The 19,261-nt window shown below is 38.6% G+C and carries 20 protein-coding genes and 2 pseudogenes; 17 read left to right on the forward strand and 5 right to left on the reverse strand.

From position 1 onward, the window contains the following. Positions 1 to 189: 189 nt before the first annotated feature. From QSG86_RS05815 to gmk, 5 genes are all read right to left on the reverse strand, one after another. Complete coding sequence (locus tag QSG86_RS05815) at positions 190 to 384, reverse strand: bacterioferritin-associated ferredoxin (RefSeq protein WP_317030633.1); 195 nt, start codon at positions 382 to 384, stop codon at positions 190 to 192. Between the two features lie 168 nt (positions 385 to 552). Beyond that, positions 553 to 936 carry a RidA family protein gene (locus QSG86_RS05820; protein ID WP_317030634.1) on the reverse strand — a complete coding sequence of 128 codons (384 nt, stop codon included), beginning with the start codon at positions 934 to 936 and terminating at the stop codon, positions 553 to 555. Positions 937 to 1,015: 79 nt separating this feature from the next. After that, positions 1,016 to 3,118, reverse strand: coding sequence for a RelA/SpoT family protein (locus tag QSG86_RS05825; protein ID WP_317030635.1), 2,103 nt, complete (start codon positions 3,116 to 3,118; stop codon positions 1,016 to 1,018). Between the two features lie 222 nt (positions 3,119 to 3,340). Beyond that, positions 3,341 to 3,622 carry a DNA-directed RNA polymerase subunit omega gene (gene rpoZ, locus QSG86_RS05830; protein WP_317030636.1) on the reverse strand — a complete coding sequence of 94 codons (282 nt, stop codon included), beginning with the start codon at positions 3,620 to 3,622 and terminating at the stop codon, positions 3,341 to 3,343. Positions 3,623 to 3,699: 77 nt separating this feature from the next. Then, positions 3,700 to 4,323 carry a guanylate kinase gene (gmk, locus tag QSG86_RS05835; protein WP_317030637.1) on the reverse strand — a complete coding sequence of 208 codons (624 nt, stop codon included), beginning with the start codon at positions 4,321 to 4,323 and terminating at the stop codon, positions 3,700 to 3,702. Between the two features lie 133 nt (positions 4,324 to 4,456). On the opposite strand from gmk, the gene ispH reads away from it, so the two are divergent. From ispH to QSG86_RS05915, 17 genes and pseudogenes are all read left to right on the forward strand, one after another. Further along, on the forward strand, positions 4,457 to 5,407 hold the full coding sequence (gene ispH, locus QSG86_RS05840) for a 4-hydroxy-3-methylbut-2-enyl diphosphate reductase (protein ID WP_317030638.1): 951 nt from the start codon (positions 4,457 to 4,459) through the stop codon (positions 5,405 to 5,407). A gap of 467 nt (positions 5,408 to 5,874) precedes the next feature. Next, entirely contained in the window at positions 5,875 to 6,318 is a 444-nt protein-coding gene (locus QSG86_RS05845) for a GspH/FimT family pseudopilin (protein WP_317030639.1), read from the forward strand. Further along, on the forward strand, positions 6,315 to 6,818 hold the full coding sequence (gene pilV / locus QSG86_RS05850; protein ID WP_317030640.1) for a type IV pilus modification protein PilV: 504 nt from the start codon (positions 6,315 to 6,317) through the stop codon (positions 6,816 to 6,818). The genes QSG86_RS05845 and pilV overlap by 4 nt, the downstream gene beginning before the upstream one ends. Beyond that, positions 6,815 to 7,699 (forward strand): PilW family protein, encoded by an 885-nt coding sequence (locus QSG86_RS05855; RefSeq protein ID WP_317030641.1) that lies wholly within the window; start codon positions 6,815 to 6,817, stop codon positions 7,697 to 7,699. Before pilV ends, QSG86_RS05855 begins: the two co-directional genes overlap by 4 nt. Then, positions 7,699 to 8,421 (forward strand): pilus assembly protein PilX, encoded by a 723-nt coding sequence (locus QSG86_RS05860; RefSeq protein WP_317030642.1) that lies wholly within the window; start codon positions 7,699 to 7,701, stop codon positions 8,419 to 8,421. Before QSG86_RS05855 ends, QSG86_RS05860 begins: the two co-directional genes overlap by 1 nt. Positions 8,422 to 8,455: 34 nt before the next feature. Next, a complete protein-coding gene (locus tag QSG86_RS05865) occupies positions 8,456 to 11,947 on the forward strand; it encodes a PilC/PilY family type IV pilus protein (RefSeq protein ID WP_317030643.1) in 3,492 nt (1,163 codons plus the stop codon). A gap of 61 nt (positions 11,948 to 12,008) precedes the next feature. Then, positions 12,009 to 12,434 carry a pilin gene (locus QSG86_RS05870; RefSeq protein WP_317030644.1) on the forward strand — a complete coding sequence of 142 codons (426 nt, stop codon included), beginning with the start codon at positions 12,009 to 12,011 and terminating at the stop codon, positions 12,432 to 12,434. Beyond that, the gene (locus tag QSG86_RS05875; protein ID WP_317030645.1) at positions 12,435 to 12,872 is read left to right on the forward strand and encodes a type IV pilin protein; all 438 of its coding nucleotides are present in this window, start codon (positions 12,435 to 12,437) and stop codon (positions 12,870 to 12,872) included. A 200-nt stretch (positions 12,873 to 13,072) separates the two neighbouring features. Further along, positions 13,073 to 13,330, forward strand: a complete 258-nt coding sequence (gene rpsP, locus QSG86_RS05880; RefSeq protein ID WP_086197177.1) for a 30S ribosomal protein S16 — start codon at positions 13,073 to 13,075, stop codon at positions 13,328 to 13,330. 25 nt (positions 13,331 to 13,355) lie between these two features. Further along, positions 13,356 to 13,904 (forward strand): ribosome maturation factor RimM, encoded by a 549-nt coding sequence (rimM, locus tag QSG86_RS05885; protein WP_317030646.1) that lies wholly within the window; start codon positions 13,356 to 13,358, stop codon positions 13,902 to 13,904. A gap of 42 nt (positions 13,905 to 13,946) precedes the next feature. After that, a complete protein-coding gene (gene trmD / locus QSG86_RS05890) occupies positions 13,947 to 14,699 on the forward strand; it encodes a tRNA (guanosine(37)-N1)-methyltransferase TrmD (RefSeq protein WP_317030647.1) in 753 nt (250 codons plus the stop codon). Between the two features lie 149 nt (positions 14,700 to 14,848). Next, positions 14,849 to 15,223 carry a 50S ribosomal protein L19 gene (gene rplS / locus QSG86_RS05895; protein ID WP_317030648.1) on the forward strand — a complete coding sequence of 125 codons (375 nt, stop codon included), beginning with the start codon at positions 14,849 to 14,851 and terminating at the stop codon, positions 15,221 to 15,223. 443 nt (positions 15,224 to 15,666) lie between these two features. Continuing rightward, positions 15,667 to 16,197, forward strand: coding sequence for a hypothetical protein (locus QSG86_RS05900; protein ID WP_317030649.1), 531 nt, complete (start codon positions 15,667 to 15,669; stop codon positions 16,195 to 16,197). A 138-nt stretch (positions 16,198 to 16,335) separates the two neighbouring features. Continuing rightward, positions 16,336 to 16,695: a glycine zipper 2TM domain-containing protein gene (locus QSG86_RS05905; RefSeq protein WP_317030650.1), complete on the forward strand. Its 360-nt coding sequence runs from the start codon at positions 16,336 to 16,338 to the stop codon at positions 16,693 to 16,695. A gap of 301 nt (positions 16,696 to 16,996) precedes the next feature. Further along, positions 16,997 to 17,164 (forward strand): annotated as a pseudogene (locus QSG86_RS16655) (sodium:proton antiporter); the annotation flags it as partial. Between the two features lie 141 nt (positions 17,165 to 17,305). Next, positions 17,306 to 18,331, forward strand: a pseudogene (locus QSG86_RS05910) (Na+/H+ antiporter NhaC family protein); the annotation flags it as partial. A gap of 238 nt (positions 18,332 to 18,569) precedes the next feature. Further along, a complete protein-coding gene (locus QSG86_RS05915; protein ID WP_317030652.1) occupies positions 18,570 to 19,163 on the forward strand; it encodes an OmpW/AlkL family protein in 594 nt (197 codons plus the stop codon). Positions 19,164 to 19,261 lie beyond the last annotated feature (98 nt).

Raw genomic sequence — 19,261 nt, forward strand, 5'->3', positions numbered from 1 at the left:
CAATGGCGAGTAATTTATAGAACAGCAAATGAAAATCACAATCAAAAATAATTCTATATCAAAGTGATCAGCAATAAAAAAACCGCTTGATACTAAAAGCGGTGAAGTCATAATGATCTATTGATCGTTCATTCGATAGTTATGATGAGATAGTTATTATAATTATCTTGATGCTATTACTTTTTATATTTATGCAGCAACCGCTAAACGTGAAGCGATTTGTGCAATTTCTTCACTGATGATAGAGCGTGCCTCGGGTGCACAGCGTCCACAGCATGTGCCAAGATCGAGCATGTCTCTGATGTCACGGTAGTCTTCAGCACCGTTTGCAATTGCATTTTTAATGTCTTGATCTGTAATACCACGGCATAAACAAACGTACATTAGATATGACCATAATAAATTAAATAAGATAGTTAGTATTATTGATAATTATTATCATTTGTCAATTAGGTTTTATCTATGTACTTGCTTTTGATTATTGGTTTTAGCAATAAAAAAAGCACCAACCTATAGGTGGTGCTCATTCATTAAAGAGAAGAGATGATGTCATTATGGATTAATGATGACAATACCATCCATTTCAACCAAGGCATTTTTAGGTAGGCTTGCTACACCTAAGGCTGCTCGTGCAGGATAAGGTTGCGCAAAATATTCTCCCATAATTTGATTGACCAACTGGAAGTGAGATAAATCAGTAAGAAAAATATTTAATTTGGCAATATCGGCAAGAGAGCCGCCAGCAGCTTCACATACTGCTTTAAGATTATCAAATACGCGGCGAATTTGTGGCTCAATACCTTCTACTAATTCCATACTATATGGGTCTAAACCAATTTGACCTGAGAGGTACAAGGTATGACCAACTAAAATCGCTTGTGAATATGTACCAATTGCGGCAGGTGCATTTTCAGTATGGATCACTTGGCGGGACATCAATTTCTCCTTATATCATTTTCTACATCATAGTCCAACAATCATATATATAGAAGCTTTTTCATGCAGCTTAAATCAATTAACTGACTTTGGCTGATTCACTAATATTCATTACTGGTTGCATCAGACGGGTAATACGCGGAAATCCAAAATGCATTCGTAAGTCACGAATAAGGCTGGCGACTTGTTGGCGGCTATTGACCACAACATTAACATAGGTTTTACCAATATCTTTTTGAACGGCTTCAACGCCAATTTTGGCTTTACGACATTGATAAATCAGTTGCGAAACTTGTTCATCATCCATTGGCATATTAATACATAAATAGGTCGTGAATTGAACATCTGGGATTTCTTCAGGAGTCCAGAGCAGTGGCATAATATTTTCTGGATGCTGATTTTGTTCGTGTACTAAATTATAGCAATGATTGCGATGTACAATTAGGCCACGGCGTGATAAATGCCCTTGAATTGGATCGCCATAGACAGGATTACAGCAATGTGCATATTTGACATCAACGCCTTCAGTACCTTGTATGAGACGCTGAGAGCTTTCATGATGATGATCCTGAGAAAAGAGATGATTAGCAACTAATTGTGGTAATAGATCACCCACAGCAATCTGTTCAAAAAGTTGATTTCGATCCTCTAAATGGCGCCAGTGCAGTAAATCATTCCATTCATATTCGGTAATATCATTGACTGAACGATTAAATAATTTTAACGCACGGTTTAAAGCTTGATGGCCAACAAGGCGCTGTTCTTCTAAATCTTGTTCTCGTAGAATATTTTGTAATGCACGACGTGCTTTTTGTGTATTGACAAAACTCAACCAGTCTGGATTGGGTGTTGCTAAAACATCTGTAATAATTTCAATAACTTGGCTGTTTTTTAGTGGTGTAGATAACGGTTTGACTTCACCATTAATTTTAGCACCAATCGCGTGGTTGCCTAAAAATAAACTGGCTGAATAAGCAAAATCTACTGCTGTAGCACCTTGAGGTAATTCATGCAAATGGCCATGTGGGGTATACACCCAAATTTTTTCTTGGTGTAAATAGTCTAATAAATCATTAAATGTCGTTTTGGCACAACTGCCATCAATTAATACATTTAAATTTTGCATTGAAGCCTGAATGGCAGAGCGACAGGTTTGTGGTGCATTTTCACCCAGTACCACACCAAAACGGGCAGCTTTACGCATCAATTCAGTTTGAATGGTTAAAGATAATGTCGTTTGCTCACCTTTAAGTCGTATCATTAATGATTGATTTCCGCCAGGTAAAGGGCGTCGAATATTATCTTCAAAATAGAGTACTTGAAAGTTTTGCCGTAAAATATCTGCCAAACGGTCACAATCAGCAATACTATTTAAAATAATTTCAAAGGCATGGCTGTGCGTGAGTTCTTGTAAATCAATATCATTTTTAACAAAATGACGAAGTAATTCGATATTGTTATTTTTCTTTTTAATTCTGCCTGCAATATGATGACTTTCAATGAGTGTCGTCAGTTTTTGTTCCCAGATTGCTTGATATTCACAGCGTTTTGGTTTGGTCTCTAAAAGTGCTTGTTGCACATTGTTAAACATATCTAGATCTAAGTTTTGATAACAGAGATGCTCTAGATTGTCTCCCATTTCATTCATTCCGACGATCCGCGCCATAGGCACAAATACATCAAAGGTTTCTTGTGCAATACGTGCACGTTTATCTGGTCGTAATGCACCGAGTGTGGTCATATTATGATAGCGATCGGCCAGTTTAATAATAATCACACGTGGGTCTTGTAAGGTGGCTTGTAAAATTTTTCTAAAGGAGGCTGCTTTATTATATTCTTTATCGCTTGAATGGCTAAGTTTGGTGACACCATCAACGAGTTCTGCAACAGTTCGACCAAATTTTTCAATAATATCATCTTTGCTAAAGTCAGTATCTTCAATGACATCATGTAATAGCGCTGCCATCAGTGTTTCAACATCTAGGCGCATATGCGCTAAAATACAACTGACCGCAATAGGATGCAGAATATAAGGCTCGCCACTTTTGCGCGTAATACCATCGTGTGCAAGGTCGGCATAATCACAGGCCGCAAGAACTCGCTCGACATCTTTTTCATTCAGATAAGCATCGATGATTGTTTTGAGTTGCTGTTTGGCTTGGCTAACCGCTATGCCTGGCATAAACCACCTTTATCAATAAGACCTGTTACATTAATATATGAATGTTGTACTTATAAAAATAAATAGTGGAACGGTCAATTTTTGTAAATGTTGCAACCGAGAACCAGTTATCTACAGCAAGGTCATAAGTACACCTTATATTTATAACGCTTATTTAAGAAATATTAAAGTTGATATAATAAAAAAGCCTAGCAAAAAACTAGGCTTTTGAATAGATTTTACTTATTGAAAAGAAAAACCATTCAGATTAAGAGAATTTGCAGATAGAACCATATCTAAACTCGAGGTTTGATAGTCTTGTTCACGTTGTTTCAAAATATCTTTAGAAACATGACCAGCAGCAATTTCACGTAACGCAACAACAGTGGGTTTATCATTGTCCCATTCAAGTGTTGGTTCAATACCTTGACGCGCTAATTGACGCGCACGTTTGCTTGCCACTAGTACAAGCTCAAAGCGGTTGTCTACATGGTCTAAACAATCTTCAACGGTTACGCGTGCCATATGATTTCTCGTTTGAAATAATAAATTTTAACAGACTCGACAGTATAAAGTGCTTTCAGGATAGACTCAAGTTTTAATCATTCTATTGTCGGGGTAATCAGTTTTTCAATCAATTCACGATGTCGATTGGCTTGTTGTGACAACACTAAACGGTTGGCAATAATGACGGCTTCTAGATCATGTAAGGCTTTATTGAAGTCATCATTAATGATGATGTAGTCAAATTGGCTATACTGCTGCATATCTTCAACGGCACAGCTTAAACGATGCTCAATGACCTCGACAGAATCCGTTCCTCGATTCGACAAACGTTGACGTAAGTCAAACTGGCTTGGGGGTAAAATAAAAATTTGTTTGGATTCAGGAAAAAGTTTACGGACTTGTTTGGCACCTTGCCAATCAATTTCAAGTAAAACATCATGGCCTTTGATTAATTGTTCTTTTACTGTTGCTTGTGCAGTGCCATAATAATTGCCAAATACTTCAGCGTATTCGATGAAGCCACCTTCATTGACTAGTTTTAAAAAGTCGTCTTTATGGCTGAAGTGGTAGTGCACACCATCCAATTCACCTTGACGTTGACCACGTGTAGTATGGGAGACAGAAACGTGTAAGTTGTTGACACGCTCAAGTAGGGCTTTAACTAATGATGTTTTGCCTGTTCCTGATGCTGCAGAAACGACAAACAAGAGACCCGACATGATATTTTTCCTGATATGATAAAATATCTTCTCTATTTTAGAGCAGAGCAGGAATAAACAAAATAGCTGAGATCGGTTTTGTTGCTATTATTTTTAATTTTTTCACCATCAGCTTGTAAGCATTGAGGGCGCTATGGAAATTGTATTGGCTAATCCACGTGGTTTTTGTGCAGGTGTAGATCGTGCAATTGCGATTGTAAATCGAGCTCTTGAATGTTTTAACCCGCCAATCTATGTACGACATGAGGTGGTACATAATCGCTTTGTTGTTGATGATTTACGTCAACGCGGTGCTATTTTTGTTGATGAGTTGGATGAAGTTCCAGATGATAATATCGTCATTTTTAGTGCACATGGTGTATCCAAAGCGGTTCAGCAAGAAGCAGAGCGTCGTGGACTAAAAGTCTTTGATGCGACCTGTCCTTTGGTGACAAAAGTACATATTGAAGTCACTAAATATGCACGAGAAGGTACTGAGGCCATTTTAATTGGTCATGAAGGGCATCCTGAAGTAGAAGGTACCATGGGACAATATGATAAAAGTAATGGTGGCCATATCTATTTGGTTGAAGATGAGCAAGATGTTGCCAACTTGAAAGTCATCAATGCTGATAAAGTTGCCTTTGTGACCCAAACCACCTTGTCCATTGATGATACAGCAAAAGTGATTGATGCCTTGCGTCAAAAGTATCCCGATATTCAAGGTCCACGAAAAGATGATATTTGTTATGCGACACAAAACAGGCAAGATGCTGTACGTGATTTAGCGCATCAATGTGATGTTGTACTGGTTGTCGGTTCTCCCAATTCATCAAATTCGAATCGTTTACGTGAATTGGCCGAGCGTATGGGTAAGCAAGCATATTTGGTGGATAATGCCGATCAACTACAACAGTCATGGTTTAAGCAAAACGCAAAAATTGGCGTAACCGCAGGCGCCTCTGCGCCAGAAATTTTAATTCGACAAGTGATTCAACGCTTACAGGATTGGGGTGCAAAAGCACCTGAAGAGCTTGCCGGGAGAGCAGAGAATATCACCTTTAGCTTACCTAAAGAGCTGAGAATCCCTGTTACACAAGCTTAAATAATTTTAGTGGTTTTTTGTAGGCGCTGCGATCTAAGCAGCGCTGTATATTCGATTAAAGTGAGGATTTTTAATATCAAATTAAGCAGTCAAAGTGCCACGATAAAACTCGCTTTCACAGACTGTCATGCCAGGAGCTGTACTTTTCAACATGCCTGCACACCAATAATTATAAAAATGATTTAAATTGAATTTCTTTTTTGATGATGCAATGTTTTTGCTATCTGATGATTGACGTATTCCTTTAATGAGTGCAAGGGATGCTATTTGATCATCGATAACTCTTGATATCGATAATGACCTCCAACTCGAATCCATAGCGCGAGTGCTATTGTTATCTACTTTTTACCGCCTTTTATCTCCTCTTACACTGATTTTAAGCTGATTATGATTATTCTAGGCCAGCAGCAAAATAATTAAGTATATAGGCTAAGCAAGTGATTAATTATAAATCAATATCATGGGGCATGACTCTCATTGAATTTGTCGTTTCTATCATTGTGCTGTCGATTATTGTTGTGCTGGCTGTACCTACTTTGAGCACTATGATCAATCAACAAAATCTGAATAAAAGTGCTGATGAATTAATCATGCTGTTAAAGCATGCCAGATCGATTGCCATTCTTGAAAGAAGAACTGTGCTGGTACATATCGGGACATTATCACCTGTTGATCCACAAATTTTACACTGGCAGCCATCTGGAAATACAGTTTTAAAATCTGCAGATACCACGCTTACTTTTATGCCGAATGGTTTACTCAACATACCCTCCCATGCAATGGTGCATACGCCAACTGCTTTTTGTAGTTTTATGATTTGTGATCAAGCCGTGGCTGCACAGCGCTCAAAAACCATATCAATTTCCAGAATGGGGCGAATTCAAAAGGTGGTTGAAGGAAAATGTTTATGATCAATGGGGCTAGACAAGTGGGTAGTAGTTTAGTTGAAGTATTGATGGCTCTATTGCTGTTATCTGCTGGAATTTTAGGATTTGTAATTTTGCAATATCGTGCCCTTGATGCTTTAACTGAGGCAGAGTCTCGAATACAGGCCATGAGTATTGCACGAGATCTGGCTGAAAAAATTCGTATCAATCGCCATCAGATCCAGACCTACCAAAAAATCATACATCAAACTGATATACAGACGTATCCACTGAATTGTTTTCATCATTTTTGTTCGGCATACCAGAAGGCACGTTTTGATGCGGTGCAGCTTAAACTAACTGCGCAGCGTATCGGAATGACCTTAAATATGATCACTTGTCCAGGTATCAATAACGGACGTTATTGTGTTTATGTTGCTTGGGGGGATACAGCAGCGACAGATGCGGATGGGGTATATAACTGTACAACATCTGCATATTATCGTACAGAATCCACATGTGTGGTCATGGAGATTTATGCATGATTCGGCCCTATGGATTTACCTTAATTGAACTGATGATTTCATTAACGTTAGGGCTGGTCATCATTGCTGCTGCGGTAATGCTGTTCCTTACTGCGATTCGTAGTCAAAGTTTGCAACAAGGAATTATGGATTTACAAGACAATGCTAATTTTGGCTTGAACGATATGACACGGGATATTCGTCTTGCCAATTTAAATGCAGCAACAGCCATCATCGATGATCGGTTACGTTTTGGCGGTATTGTGTTGTCTGCACAGAATTTACCTGCTGAATTTTCCGATGTTGATCCCGTCTTTTTGAGTTCAGCTCAAACGGGTATTTCTAATGTTAAACAGGCCAGTGATCAGCTTGTTATTCAATACCAACCCATGACAGCAGGTGGATTTGATTGTGAAGGACGTCAAATCGCAGCGCATCAAGTTGTGATACAACGCTATTTTTTAAGAAAAGATCATCATGCAGCTCCTACAGAACCGCATTCTTTGGCTTTGGTATGTGATGCTGGGCATTATATAAAAGATCAATCCATTGCGATTCAAAATAATAGAGGATTGCAAGGTGAAATTATCATGAAACATGTAGATCATTTTCGTGTTTTATTGAGTGTGATCAATCAGCATCGTCAGCGTCGATATATTGCAATCAATGACTATATGGCGCTCAAGGAAGAACCTAAACCACGTATTTTAGGGGTGTATTTGGCGATATTAATGCATTCACCACAGATGGGTATAAAGCATGGCCTATCGACAGCAGCTGTAAAGTTGTGGCTATTGGATCAACAATTACATGTGAAGCATGATAAACGTCCAAACCCATATGTATATCGTGTTGTAGCACAAGAAGTTGCATTTAGAAATGCATTGGGAGAGCTGAACTAGTGCATAAACAACGAGGGATGGCACTGATTACTGTATTGATTTTATTGGTTGCAGTCACGGTTGCAGCGACCTTAGCCATTCGACATGGTTTGGTGGCATTAAGTATTGCAACCAATAGTCAAGCAGAACAATTACTACTACAAAATTCAGATGCGGCTATGTTTAATATCGAAAAAAATCAGCAATTAATACGGCATTTGGCACAAGACGGCATGTTTGGTATGGGTAATCATCCACGCTACAAAGGACGAGAGCTGGTGTTTTGTTTTAAAGGATCGCGAGCTGAATTTTTTTCTTTAGCTGAAACCAGTATGATTTATCAGCACAAAGGCCATATTTACAATGATCGCCTAGGTATGAATGGTTACTGTCGTACGGCGGTGAATCATGATGAGCATTATTTTTTTACCAGTCGCCGACGTATTGTATTAACCCAAATTGCGATTCGTTTTATGGAAGGTCATACCATGGATCCCTTCCAAAATTCGCTTAGAGGTACAGATGAGCGATTGGCAAAAGTTGAAACTATACGAGGTTTTCGCGTTTATGTGACCTCATTAATGCCGACACTTTCTCGTGCCAGCACCACTGAGATTGATCAATGTTTAAATCGTCATTTAAGCCAGACTGTAGAGGCCAGTATTGGTGATTGCCTGAGGGGGTTAAACGTACCTTTTACCACTCATGTGACGGAATATACATTAGGTCAGGTATTTTTATAGCATGAAAGTAAATATAAAAATAAGAATAAAAAATATGAAGTTATTATATGGTTTTTGCCTAGATCAACGCTGGATCATGTTGGTATTGGTATTATTTATAGCATTATATCGTCCGATTGAGTCAAGTCATGCCAGTGATATTGAAATCTATCAAGCTGCACATGCAGGACAAACGACATTGATGCTGTTATTGGATATTTCAGGGAGTATGGGAGGACAATGGAATACGATAGCATGTGATGTAGATCCTGATTTTATATCAACTTACATATTGAGCGAGCAGTCCACAGGTCGTTCAGTTAATTATCCTCGTTATTACTGTGAAGCAATATATAAAAAGAATAAAAATATAAAGCGTAAATATTATCAACGTATTACACGGTTACAAGATGCTATGTTTGATCTTTTGGAGGGTAATGCCTCTAAGGGAATTCAACGCCTTGCCGATCATTATGTAATTGGTCTTGCAACATTGGGAGTTAAGTCTGGTCGAAAAATATTCCCTATGGGTGCAATTTTGGTCCCCGCACGACGCTTGGATCAACAAATTAATGGCCAAACTCAACGTCAAATCTTATTAACACAGATTGCTAAATTAACGGCGAGTACATCAACACCTACAGCACGTTCTTATGCTGAAACTGTGGCGTATTTAATGGGCAATAGTACGGCTGATGCCGAGCATAGTGGTTTTGCCTATTCAGTTGCCGAAAGTAAAAAGGATAATCGCTATCTTCAACCATTTTCTTTACAAGCATCCAACCCATTACGTCAGTGTGGTAGTCAGGGGATTTATGTCTTAACGGATGGAGAGCCTGTTAATGATAGTAATGCTGAGGGATTAATCCGCAAGGCTTTAAATAGCAATTTTTCTTGTTCATCAACAGATAGTTTTGACTGTATACATGGACTGGCCTTGCGACTGATTCAAGAAAAACAGAATCCACTGGGTTTAAAGGTCAAGACGGCTGTGGTTGGTTTTGGTCATGAATTTAGTCATATTTCGTCTTATAATAAAAAGAAAACAGCAGCAGAAAATATTAAAGCCTTAGGTCATATTGATACCAATGTAAAAAAAGCAGCATATTGGGGGATTATTGGTCAGGGGGGCTGGTATTCTAGTGTCAGTACTCAAGATGTCATTCATAGTATCAACAGTTTTCTGGATGAATTGAATACAACGATATCGATTGCGACGACCGGTGCACCGACAATACCTGTGGATCCTTTAAATCCTACGCGATTACATCATGAGGTTTATTATCCACAATTTCAGCCTCTACCCGGTCAGCCCTATCAACTTTGGTTAGGAAATTTAAAAAAATACAGATTAGATTCAAATGCAGTATTAAAAGATCAGGCCAATGCGGTGATTACAGATACTTTAGGTCGAATATTAAATAATAAGGACATGTGGGCAGCGAAAGTTGATTCATCATCAGCAACACAGCCTAGTGATCAAGCATTAAATTATGGTATGAGGTCAAAACTACGCTTACAGCATAATTCAGCTGGACAAACACAGCGTAAACTATGGACCACACGTTCTTTTTCTCAAGGACAGGCCAAAACATCGAATTCACTGGTTGCGATTACCATTCAAGACATTGTAGATCCAGAAAAGCGCCTCGATCCCAAAATAGGCTATTTGATGAACTTATTGGGATATCATTATGCACCACAAAATCATCCGACATTACAACAATTAAAAGAATATCCAGAATTACGTCAAGTGGGTGCTGTTATGCATTCAAAGCCGCTCTTGATTACCAATCGTGGTGCTAGTAATCAGTTATTGCAACGCCATCTTGGACAACAAAAACAGCGTGAAGATTATGTACTATTTGGTACTACTCAAGGTGTACTGCATGTTGTCGATGCTGTAACGGGTAGAGAAAAATTTGCTTTTATTCCTCATGAAATTATTGAAAGTCAGGCTGAAGCATTTGCATCGCCATCACTGAGCATGAAGGGAAAAAGCAATTTTTTTTATGGTATTGATGGTGAATGGACAGCGTATACAGAATATGTAGTAGATAAAAATAATCAACATATGCTGACAGTAGGTCAAGGACAATCTTATACAGACGCTCAGCAGCGTAAACGCAAAGTATACGGCAAACAGTTGGTCTATGGTGGCTTACGCATGGGAGGTCGAGGTTATTATGCCTTGGATTTAAGTGATATCGACCAACCAAAGCTTAAATTTCAGATTATTCCACAAGGTCAATGTAGTGCTAGTAATCCTGTAGGGTGTATGGGACAGAGCTGGTCAAAGCCGAATATTAGCTGGATTAAATGGCAAGGTACTCAGAAATTGGTGATGTTTGTTGGCGGTGGTTATGATGCTGGAGGAGATGATGGTAATGCCTTGGTGAATGGTCGACGTATTCCTTATGCAGGCTATGAATCAGCAGCTTATTTGCAGAATAATAAACGTGGTGCTGGTGTATATATGTTTGATGCACTAAATGGTCAGTTATTGTGGTGGGCAGGAGCCAATGCAACTCGGCGTACATCGCGGAATTTGGCGACATTTGCTGCACAAATGCAATACAGTGTTGTGAGCGAAATTAAAACAGTAGATCGTGATGCAGATGGTTTGGTTGATCATTTATATTTTGGTGACTTGGCTGGGCAGGTTTGGCGTATTGATTTAAATAATCAACTTGATGCCAATACTTTTATGACCCAGCCAGAGCTATTTGCCAAAGTGCCTGTACGATTACTTGACCTATATGCGGGTGCAGCCAGTCCGCGCTTTTATCATATGCCGGCATTTTCAACTTATACTGAAGAAGGAACAACCTTTGCTGTACTCTCTGTGGGTTCTGGGAATCAGAGTAGTCCGCTGGCCCATTATACGCCAGGCCAAAGCGCCTATCAGGATGATGCCATCTTTAATATTTATGATAAGGATGTTATTCGACCAGATCTATTTTCACTGCGAGCCATATCGACAACAGCAAAAAAATATCTACATGCGAGTAGTACCCTTAAAAGTAAAGATCTGACTCTGATGACGGAAACAGCAGGTGGCTCATTGTCTTCAATGTCACACCAGTTATGGCCTTTAGATGATCAACATCGTTTTAATCAACATCGTATTATCGCACCTTATCGGCGTACACAAGGCTGGTATTACCAATTTAAGCATCAGGACATTCAAGATAAAAAGATCATCAGTAGCCCAATTGTGATTAACCATGACTTGTATGTGACTGTTTTTGATCGTAGTCCAAAAAATGCATTAGATCAATGCGGTGCTAGTATTCAAGGGAGTAGCACGACGACTTTGTTTTGTATGCCTTATGGGCAATGTCAAACAGGTTCAATATTGTCACATCAGATGCCTTTAGGGGCTGGAATAATCGCAGCAGCAATTGGTGGTGATGCAGCGACAGGAATGACACGCATGATTGTCAGCCCTCAGGATAAAAGTAAAATGTCCGATAATGTGATTATGCATAAGCGTTATCAAACCGTAACAAAACTTAGCCCTCAACGCTGGTATGAACAACATTAAGCTGAGTCATGATATGCAATCGAATCAACGCGACTAGACTGGATTTACCTTAATTGAATTGATGTTGGTGGTTGTTTTGATTACGATTCTTGCCGTGATTGCAATTCCTTTATTTCAACAATATGCTCGCCAAGCCATAGTCAGCCAAGCACAACAAGAAATGCTACATTTAGCAATATTACTAGAACGTCATAAAGTACGTAATTTTTCATATCGTGGATTCTCACCGACGTCTATCGCTATTCCACGTCATGTATCAGCACAGAAACATCAATATCAGTTAATGATCGTCGATGGTGATCAGGTCAACTTAAAGTTAACCGATGAACATGCACTAGGGCAGCATTGGGCGATACAGGCACAGCCTATAGATCATCATCATTATCCTGCGTTATTGATGACCAGTCAGGGAATTCGTTGTAAAAATAATAATACGCTTGATGTTAATTTTAAGCATTGTGGTGATCATGGGCAGGAAGTATGGTAAATGAAAAAAGGCTTTAGCTTAATTGAACTTATGCTGGTCATTGTGATTATGGCTATCTTGATCATGATGGTGTATCCCGATTATCAACAGTACGTACGTCATACTAAACGTATTGAAGCACAGGCAGAATTAACGGCACTTGCCAAGCAATTGCAGCGCTATAAAGTTGTAAATTTAACGTTTTTAAAGGCCAATGGCAAACCGATCACGTTAGTTGATATTGGTGAAAAAAAAATGCTTTATTTACCAAGAGCTGGACGTCCACTTTATCAGATTAAGTTGAGTCAGGTTGGTATAAATTCATGGTTATTAACGGCAACGCCGTTGCAACACAGTACGCAGTGGCAAGATGGCGGCTTTGCCTTAAATCATCGTGGTGAAAAATGCTGGATACAAGGTTTGGCAAAATGTGTACCCTCTGCAACCTCACAATGGTGAGCATATCGAGTTATCTTGAATGTTGCTGTCTGCATTTCATCTTCAAATGATTGGATAAGTTTACATCAAGCAAAAGAATAAACATTTTTAATCTTTCTTTTACTGTCAACTTCGCATAAAATATGCCCCTCTATGAAAGGGGTTAGAAATGTTGCGATGGTCGTAACAGCGATAATCCGTAAAAACTATAAGGTTGTATCATGGTTGTTATTCGTCTTGCACGCGGTGGTGCTAAAAAACGTCCGTTCTATCAAATTATTGTAACTGATAGCCGTAATGCACGTGATGGTCGTTTCATCGAACGTATTGGTTTCTTTAACCCAACAGCTCAAGGTAAAGCAGAAAAACTTCGTTTAGATGCTGATCGTTTTGCACATTGGGTTGCTCAAGGTGCACAGCCTTCTGAACGTGTTGCTTCATTAGCTGCACAAGCGAAAAAAGCGGCAGTTGCTGCATAATCTTGATCGCTTAGGTAATTTGCCCATGACACCAACACAGAATGTACCCGAAGATCGGATTCAGATTGGACAGCTACGTTCAGCATATGGTCTAAATGGGTGGCTCTGGGTCTATTCCAATACAGAACCGATGAGCAATATTTTTGACTATCTGCCTTGGTATATTGAAACCAAAGCAGGTTGGCAAATGGCTGATATAAAACGTTGGAAACCGCATGGTAAAGGCTTGGTTGTTGCATTAAAAGGTGTGGTTGACCGCACTGCAGCAGATGCTTTAGTGGGTGCCAATATCTGGATTGCTAAATCTCAATTGCCACAACCTGGTGTAGATGAATACTATTGGTCTGATTTAAAAGGTCTAACCGTATTGGGTTTAGATGATCAAGACCAAGAAATAAATCTCGGAAAAATCCATGAATTGTTTGAAACGGGTGCGAATGACGTTATGGTGGTTCGTGCTACTTTAGACAGTATTGATGCTGAGGAGCGTATGATTCCATGGCATCAAGATGTGGTACAACGCGTTGATCTCGAAGCTGGTCGTATTTACGTGAATTGGGGCGTAGATTATTAATTCTTTTAGAATTCATACAGCAGGAAACTGAAGGAGTCTGTAGTGTTTTTTGCAGTCATAACACTTTTTCCTGAGATGTTTGCAGCGATTACAGACTTTGGGATTAGTGGTCGTGCGGTACAACGTGAATTAATTCAGCTGAACTGTATTAATCCCCGAGACTTTGCTGAGGGTCGCTATAAAAAAGTGGATGAACGTCCATTTGGTGGTGGTCCTGGCATGGTCATGATGGCAGAGCCGTTAGCCAAAGCGATTCAGCATGCTAAAGTGCTTGCAACGCAGGCAGGAGCGTTCAATGTCCCTGTGGTATATATGTCACCACAAGGCCAGACCTTAAATGAGTCCGCAGTACAACAGTTTGTTGATTATGATGGTTTAATTCTATTATGCGGTCGTTATGAAGGTGTTGATGAACGTTTGATTGAAAAATACGTTGATCAAGAATGGTCCATTGGTGATTACGTTTTATCGGGTGGTGAGCTTCCCGCTATGGTGTTATTAGACAGTGTAATCCGAAGACTTCCGGGTGCAATGTCTGATGAGCAATCTGCAATACAGGATTCATTTGTAGATGGTCTTTTAGATTGTCCACAATATACTAAACCAGACCATTTTGAAGGTTTGGCGGTGCCTGATGTACTCAAGTCAGGGCATCATGCCAATATTGATAAATGGCGATTTTTGCAGCGTTATCAACGTACCCAACAGCGTCGGCCTGAATTGGTTGAACAGGTTGAGTTGAATGTGCAGCAAAAAAAATGGTTAAAAGATGAGTTGGTGAATAAAAGTAATTAACTTTTATTGATCAATTTAATAACTAGGCTCTTTATGTCTTGAAGCGGTCAAGCATAAAGGGAAAGATAATCGGGTTGATATGCGTGATAGCCTCTGTCCCCAGCGGTAATCAGACCTCTTCTGATCCGCATAATATTGGAGTATTCCACATGAGTGGTAAGCATCCTTTAGTTCAAGCTGTTGAAAATGCACAGTTAAAACAAGATATCCCTGCTTTTGCACCTGGTGACACCGTCATTGTTCAAGTTAAAGTAAAAGAGGGTGACCGTGAGCGTCTTCAAGCATTTGAAGGTGTGGTTATTGCGAAGAAAAATCGTGGTTTAAACTCTGCGTTTACAGTACGTAAAATTTCTAGCGGTATTGGTGTTGAGCGTGTATTCCAAACTCATTCTCCAATTGTTGCTAAAATTGAAGTGAAACGTCGTGGTGATGTTCGCCGTGCTAAACTTTACTATCTACGTGAATTATCTGGTAAAGCTGCACGTATTCGTGAAAAATTACCTGCACGTAAAACTGTTGCTTAATACAGTTTATCGATCAAAAAATGCGCCTATAATAGGCGCATTTTTTTAATCTTCAATCATGAATTCTGTACACATTCATCAGTGTTGATCCATATTTTAAGAAACAGGATCGTCTTACGCCAAATTGTGGCTTAAAATGGTCAAGTTTAATGATCATAGCTTTATCATCAATCAGATAAAATATTTTAGTTTTGTTCTATTAATAATAAATTACTTTAATCAATATTTGAATTTTAATATATTGTCATAATCGTATTACATGTAATCTGATATTAAGGCCAGTTCAATGTGCCACAGTTATCAGTATTTAAATGTAAATGATTAATTTTAAATATCTTAAATAATATATTAAATATTACCCCTTTATTTTTGATCCATAAATTATTCATTAATACTTTGCAATCAGAATAAATTTATTTTAATTAATTCATGAGAAATAATATATGAAACTTACAAAATATTTACTTGGATCTGGTCTATTAGTGAGCGCATTTAGTATTTGTGCTGCGCCATTACCCAATACCATTATGGTCCAAGATAAGGCCGTGGTACCCGTATTAAAAACCGAAGTGATTCGTCGTGTTGAGGGACAGCAACCGGAACGTACGGTTGAAGCAACTGTACTTGAGATCAGCAATAAAGGCCAAGATATTGTTGCCAAGGAAGTGGTGTTTAAAGATGATTTAAATCAGTTTACAGAGAAAAAGTTGCCGACACCGATATTACAAAAAGGTAAAGTGATTGTTCCAACCTCTAAAATTGAGATCAATCGAACTTTAACCTCAGAAGGCAAGGTGATTGGTCAAGCCAAGCAAATTGATGTTGAAGGAGTTGAATTTCAAAAGGGACTAAAACCAGCCAAAAGAACACTTCAACTTGATCAGATTCAGAATCCACAAACCAATAAAAAAATATCGCATGCAGTGATTGGTAAGGATGGTGTTGTCACGAAGGATGTGATTGTCGTTGAGTAATCACCCTAAGATAAACAAAAAGATCGTGATCTATATTTTAAAACTTAAATGGTTTATAGCATAATAAGATTGAATCAATGCGATAGCATAATATTACTGAAATACACGGGTCTACTGTATAGGTTAAGGAGAAAAATCATGAAAAAAGTTGTGGGTATGATGGCGCTAATGTCTCTTTCTACATTTTTTTTAGCCGGTTGTTCAAATATGTCAGCAACTGAACAACGTATTGGTACTGCCGCATTGGGTGGTGCTGTAGGTGGTGCTGCAGGTAATCGTGTAGGCGGTGGTCTTGGCGCAGTTTTAGGCGCAGGCGCAGGCGGTGCGGTAGGCAGTAAAGTTGAAAATGGTTCGAATAATAATGCAGCAGCGGGTGGAATCGGTGGTGCGATTGGTTCTATTATTGGTAAAGAGTTAATTGGCGGTAGTACAGGTGCAGCAATTGGTGGTGCAATCGGTGCTGGTGCGGGCGTGGCAATTGAAGACAAGAAAAAATAATCTACTGATTCAATCAGCTTGATGTGTAATGCCAGTGAATGAAAATTGACTGGCATTTTTTATAGATGTCATTTTGGGTTTATATTACATGTATATGCGATAAAGTATTTAACGATGTTGATTTTATGCGAGCCATAGTCTGAAATTAATCAATTAAAATAAGTCATTTTAATTTAACTGGATATCGACAATCTATTTTCCAATTAAAATGCAGCATAAAACTCAGTTCAAACTCTGATAAAATAGTTTTTTTCTCAATATATCCTGCTTTATGTTTGCAATTCTGACAGCCATTACGGTGATGTTTGGCTTGGCACTGGCTCGTGTTCCGGTAGTGTTTTCACTGATAATTGGTGCCCTTTTAGGTGGTTTACTTGGTGGTTTAGGTCTGCAAGGTACTTTAGAAGTATTTAATAATGGACTGGGGGGTGGCGCTAAAATTGCTTTAGCCTATGGTGTTTTAGGTGCATTTGCCTTGGCATTGGCTCGCTCGGGTTTACCTGATTTACTGGCCTATAAATTGATTGTTAAATTAAAGGGAGCATCTAACCAAAAGGCACAAAATCGTTTGAAATATATGATTTTTGTTGCTGTTCTTCTTCCTACAATCTGTTCTCAAAACGTGATTCCAGTCCATATTGCTTTTATTCCAGTCTTAATTCCACCGTTGTTAATTGTATTTAACCATTTAAAATTGGATCGTCGTTTAATTGCATGTATTTTAACCTTTGGTCTGGTAGCAACTTATATGTTGGTTCCTGTCGGTTTTGGTGCAATTTTTCTGAATGATATTTTGGGACAAAACATTAATACCTTTGGTCGGGCATATCATTTTGCGATTGAGTATGGCGATATTCCAAAAGCAATGGCACTGCCTGTCTTCGGCATGTTTATTGGTTTGCTGGTGGCCATATTTTTTAGCTATCGTAAACCGCGCGAATATCAAGATATTCATATTGAAGCACCGAAAACGGCGATTTCAGGACAGGCACTTGAGTATGGTGCTAAACCACAAATTAAGACCTTTACCATTGTGATGGCAGTTATTGCGATTTTACTGACCTTAATTGTACAGCTATATTCAGATTCAATGATTCTTGCGGGGCTTGTGGGTGTGGCTGTGCTGAGCTGTGCTGGAATTTTTAGATGGAATGAAGCAGATGATGTGATTGTGGCTGGGATGCGTATGATGGCCTTGGTCGGTTTCATTATGATTGCGGCACAAGGTTTTGCTGCTGTCATCGATGCCACACATCAAGTGCCTGCTTTAGTCGATGCATCGGTTGAATTAATTGGCAATAGTAAGCCACTGGCAGCATTTTTAATGTTATTGGTTGGATTAATTATTACTTTAGGCATCGGTTCATCTTTTTCGACTGTCCCAATTTTAGCCATTATTTATGTACCCTTATGTTTACAGTTTGGTTTTAGTCCGGCAGCAACAATTGCATTGATTGGTACTGCAGCCGCGTTAGGGGATGCAGGTTCACCAGCATCTGATTCAACCTTGGGGCCTACTTCTGGTTTAAATATGGATGGGCAACATGATCATATGTGGGATAGTGTAGTACCGACCTTTATTCACTATAATATTCCATTACTGATTTTTGGCTGGATTGCTGCAATGATATTGTAAATTTTATGTAATATTGCATTTTAAATATGGCTAAAATTGAGTAAATTAGTCAGATTAATTGAGTAAAAAGTAGACGAGGTTGGCATTTTTTTTAAACCAACCTTGTTACTTTGAATTAAAAAAATACCATTTAAAAACAATATATTACAATTATGTAAAAATAAGCGTATAGAATAGCTATTGCATATTAATAATACACATGTTTAATATAAACCAATTACTACTAAGGGTTGTTAAAATGTTAAAAAAATTAGCTCTAATAACATTAATGGGTATGTCAGCGTCTGCAGCGATGGCTGGTGACTGGCAAGTAAAAGTGGGTGGCTCTTTAGTTGATCCAACAGGCAATACCAAACTAAATGGTACTACTAAAGTTGAAGCTGATTATCAGTATGCTTTTACGCCATCTGTTGAATATTTCTTTAATGATAATTTCTCTACAGAATTACTATTAGCAACACCAATTAAACATGATATTAAAGCAAATGGTACGAATATTGGTAGTATTAAACAATTACCACCAACATTAACCTTTAAATATACGTTTGCGAATTCATCACCATTTACACCTTATGTTGGTGTTGGTGCAACAGGCTTCTTTGCTTGGGGTGTTCAAGGTGATACGATTAAGAAAGTTAAAAATGATGTTGGTGTTGCAGGACAAATTGGAGTTAATTTCCAGCCTGCTGATGCGAAAAACTGGGGTGTGTTTGCTGACGTACGTTATGCAGACTTAGATCCTAAAGTTAGATTAAATGATGGAAATGACACTGAATTTAAATTAAAAATCGATCCAGTGATTTATACACTTGGTTATAGCTATCGTTTCTAAGCCGTTAGCAATATATCAATAGCCCTACCTTTTGGTAGGGTTTTTTATTGTCGCGTAGAATTACAGATTAAGATTTTAGATCATCAGTCATTTATTTG

The sequence above is a fragment of the Acinetobacter sp. SAAs474 genome (genome assembly GCF_032823475.1).
Lineage (GTDB): Bacteria > Pseudomonadota > Gammaproteobacteria > Pseudomonadales > Moraxellaceae > Acinetobacter.

Excerpts from the sequence above, each read along its gene's own strand:
- QSG86_RS05875 (WP_317030645.1), top strand. The coding sequence starts at position 12,435 with ATGAAAAAAGGCTTTAGCTTAATTGAACTTATGCTGGTCATTGTGATT.
- rpsP (WP_086197177.1), top strand. The coding sequence starts at position 13,073 with ATGGTTGTTATTCGTCTTGCACGCGGTGGTGCTAAAAAACGTCCGTTC.
- QSG86_RS05825 (WP_317030635.1), bottom strand. The coding sequence starts at position 3,118 with ATGCCAGGCATAGCGGTTAGCCAAGCCAAACAGCAACTCAAAACAATC.
- rpoZ (WP_317030636.1), bottom strand. The coding sequence starts at position 3,622 with ATGGCACGCGTAACCGTTGAAGATTGTTTAGACCATGTAGACAACCGC.
- QSG86_RS05845 (WP_317030639.1), top strand. The coding sequence starts at position 5,875 with ATGACTCTCATTGAATTTGTCGTTTCTATCATTGTGCTGTCGATTATT.
- QSG86_RS05865 (WP_317030643.1), top strand. The coding sequence starts at position 8,456 with ATGAAGTTATTATATGGTTTTTGCCTAGATCAACGCTGGATCATGTTG.
- rimM (WP_317030646.1), top strand. The coding sequence starts at position 13,356 with ATGACACCAACACAGAATGTACCCGAAGATCGGATTCAGATTGGACAG.
- QSG86_RS05820 (WP_317030634.1), bottom strand. The coding sequence starts at position 936 with ATGTCCCGCCAAGTGATCCATACTGAAAATGCACCTGCCGCAATTGGT.
- QSG86_RS05815 (WP_317030633.1), bottom strand. The coding sequence starts at position 384 with ATGTACGTTTGTTTATGCCGTGGTATTACAGATCAAGACATTAAAAAT.
- pilV (WP_317030640.1), top strand. The coding sequence starts at position 6,315 with ATGATCAATGGGGCTAGACAAGTGGGTAGTAGTTTAGTTGAAGTATTG.
- ispH (WP_317030638.1), top strand. The coding sequence starts at position 4,457 with ATGGAAATTGTATTGGCTAATCCACGTGGTTTTTGTGCAGGTGTAGAT.
- QSG86_RS05905 (WP_317030650.1), top strand. The coding sequence starts at position 16,336 with ATGAAAAAAGTTGTGGGTATGATGGCGCTAATGTCTCTTTCTACATTT.
- QSG86_RS05855 (WP_317030641.1), top strand. The coding sequence starts at position 6,815 with ATGATTCGGCCCTATGGATTTACCTTAATTGAACTGATGATTTCATTA.
- QSG86_RS05870 (WP_317030644.1), top strand. The coding sequence starts at position 12,009 with ATGTTGGTGGTTGTTTTGATTACGATTCTTGCCGTGATTGCAATTCCT.
- QSG86_RS05900 (WP_317030649.1), top strand. The coding sequence starts at position 15,667 with ATGAAACTTACAAAATATTTACTTGGATCTGGTCTATTAGTGAGCGCA.
- QSG86_RS05915 (WP_317030652.1), top strand. The coding sequence starts at position 18,570 with ATGTTAAAAAAATTAGCTCTAATAACATTAATGGGTATGTCAGCGTCT.
- gmk (WP_317030637.1), bottom strand. The coding sequence starts at position 4,323 with ATGTCGGGTCTCTTGTTTGTCGTTTCTGCAGCATCAGGAACAGGCAAA.
- rplS (WP_317030648.1), top strand. The coding sequence starts at position 14,849 with ATGAGTGGTAAGCATCCTTTAGTTCAAGCTGTTGAAAATGCACAGTTA.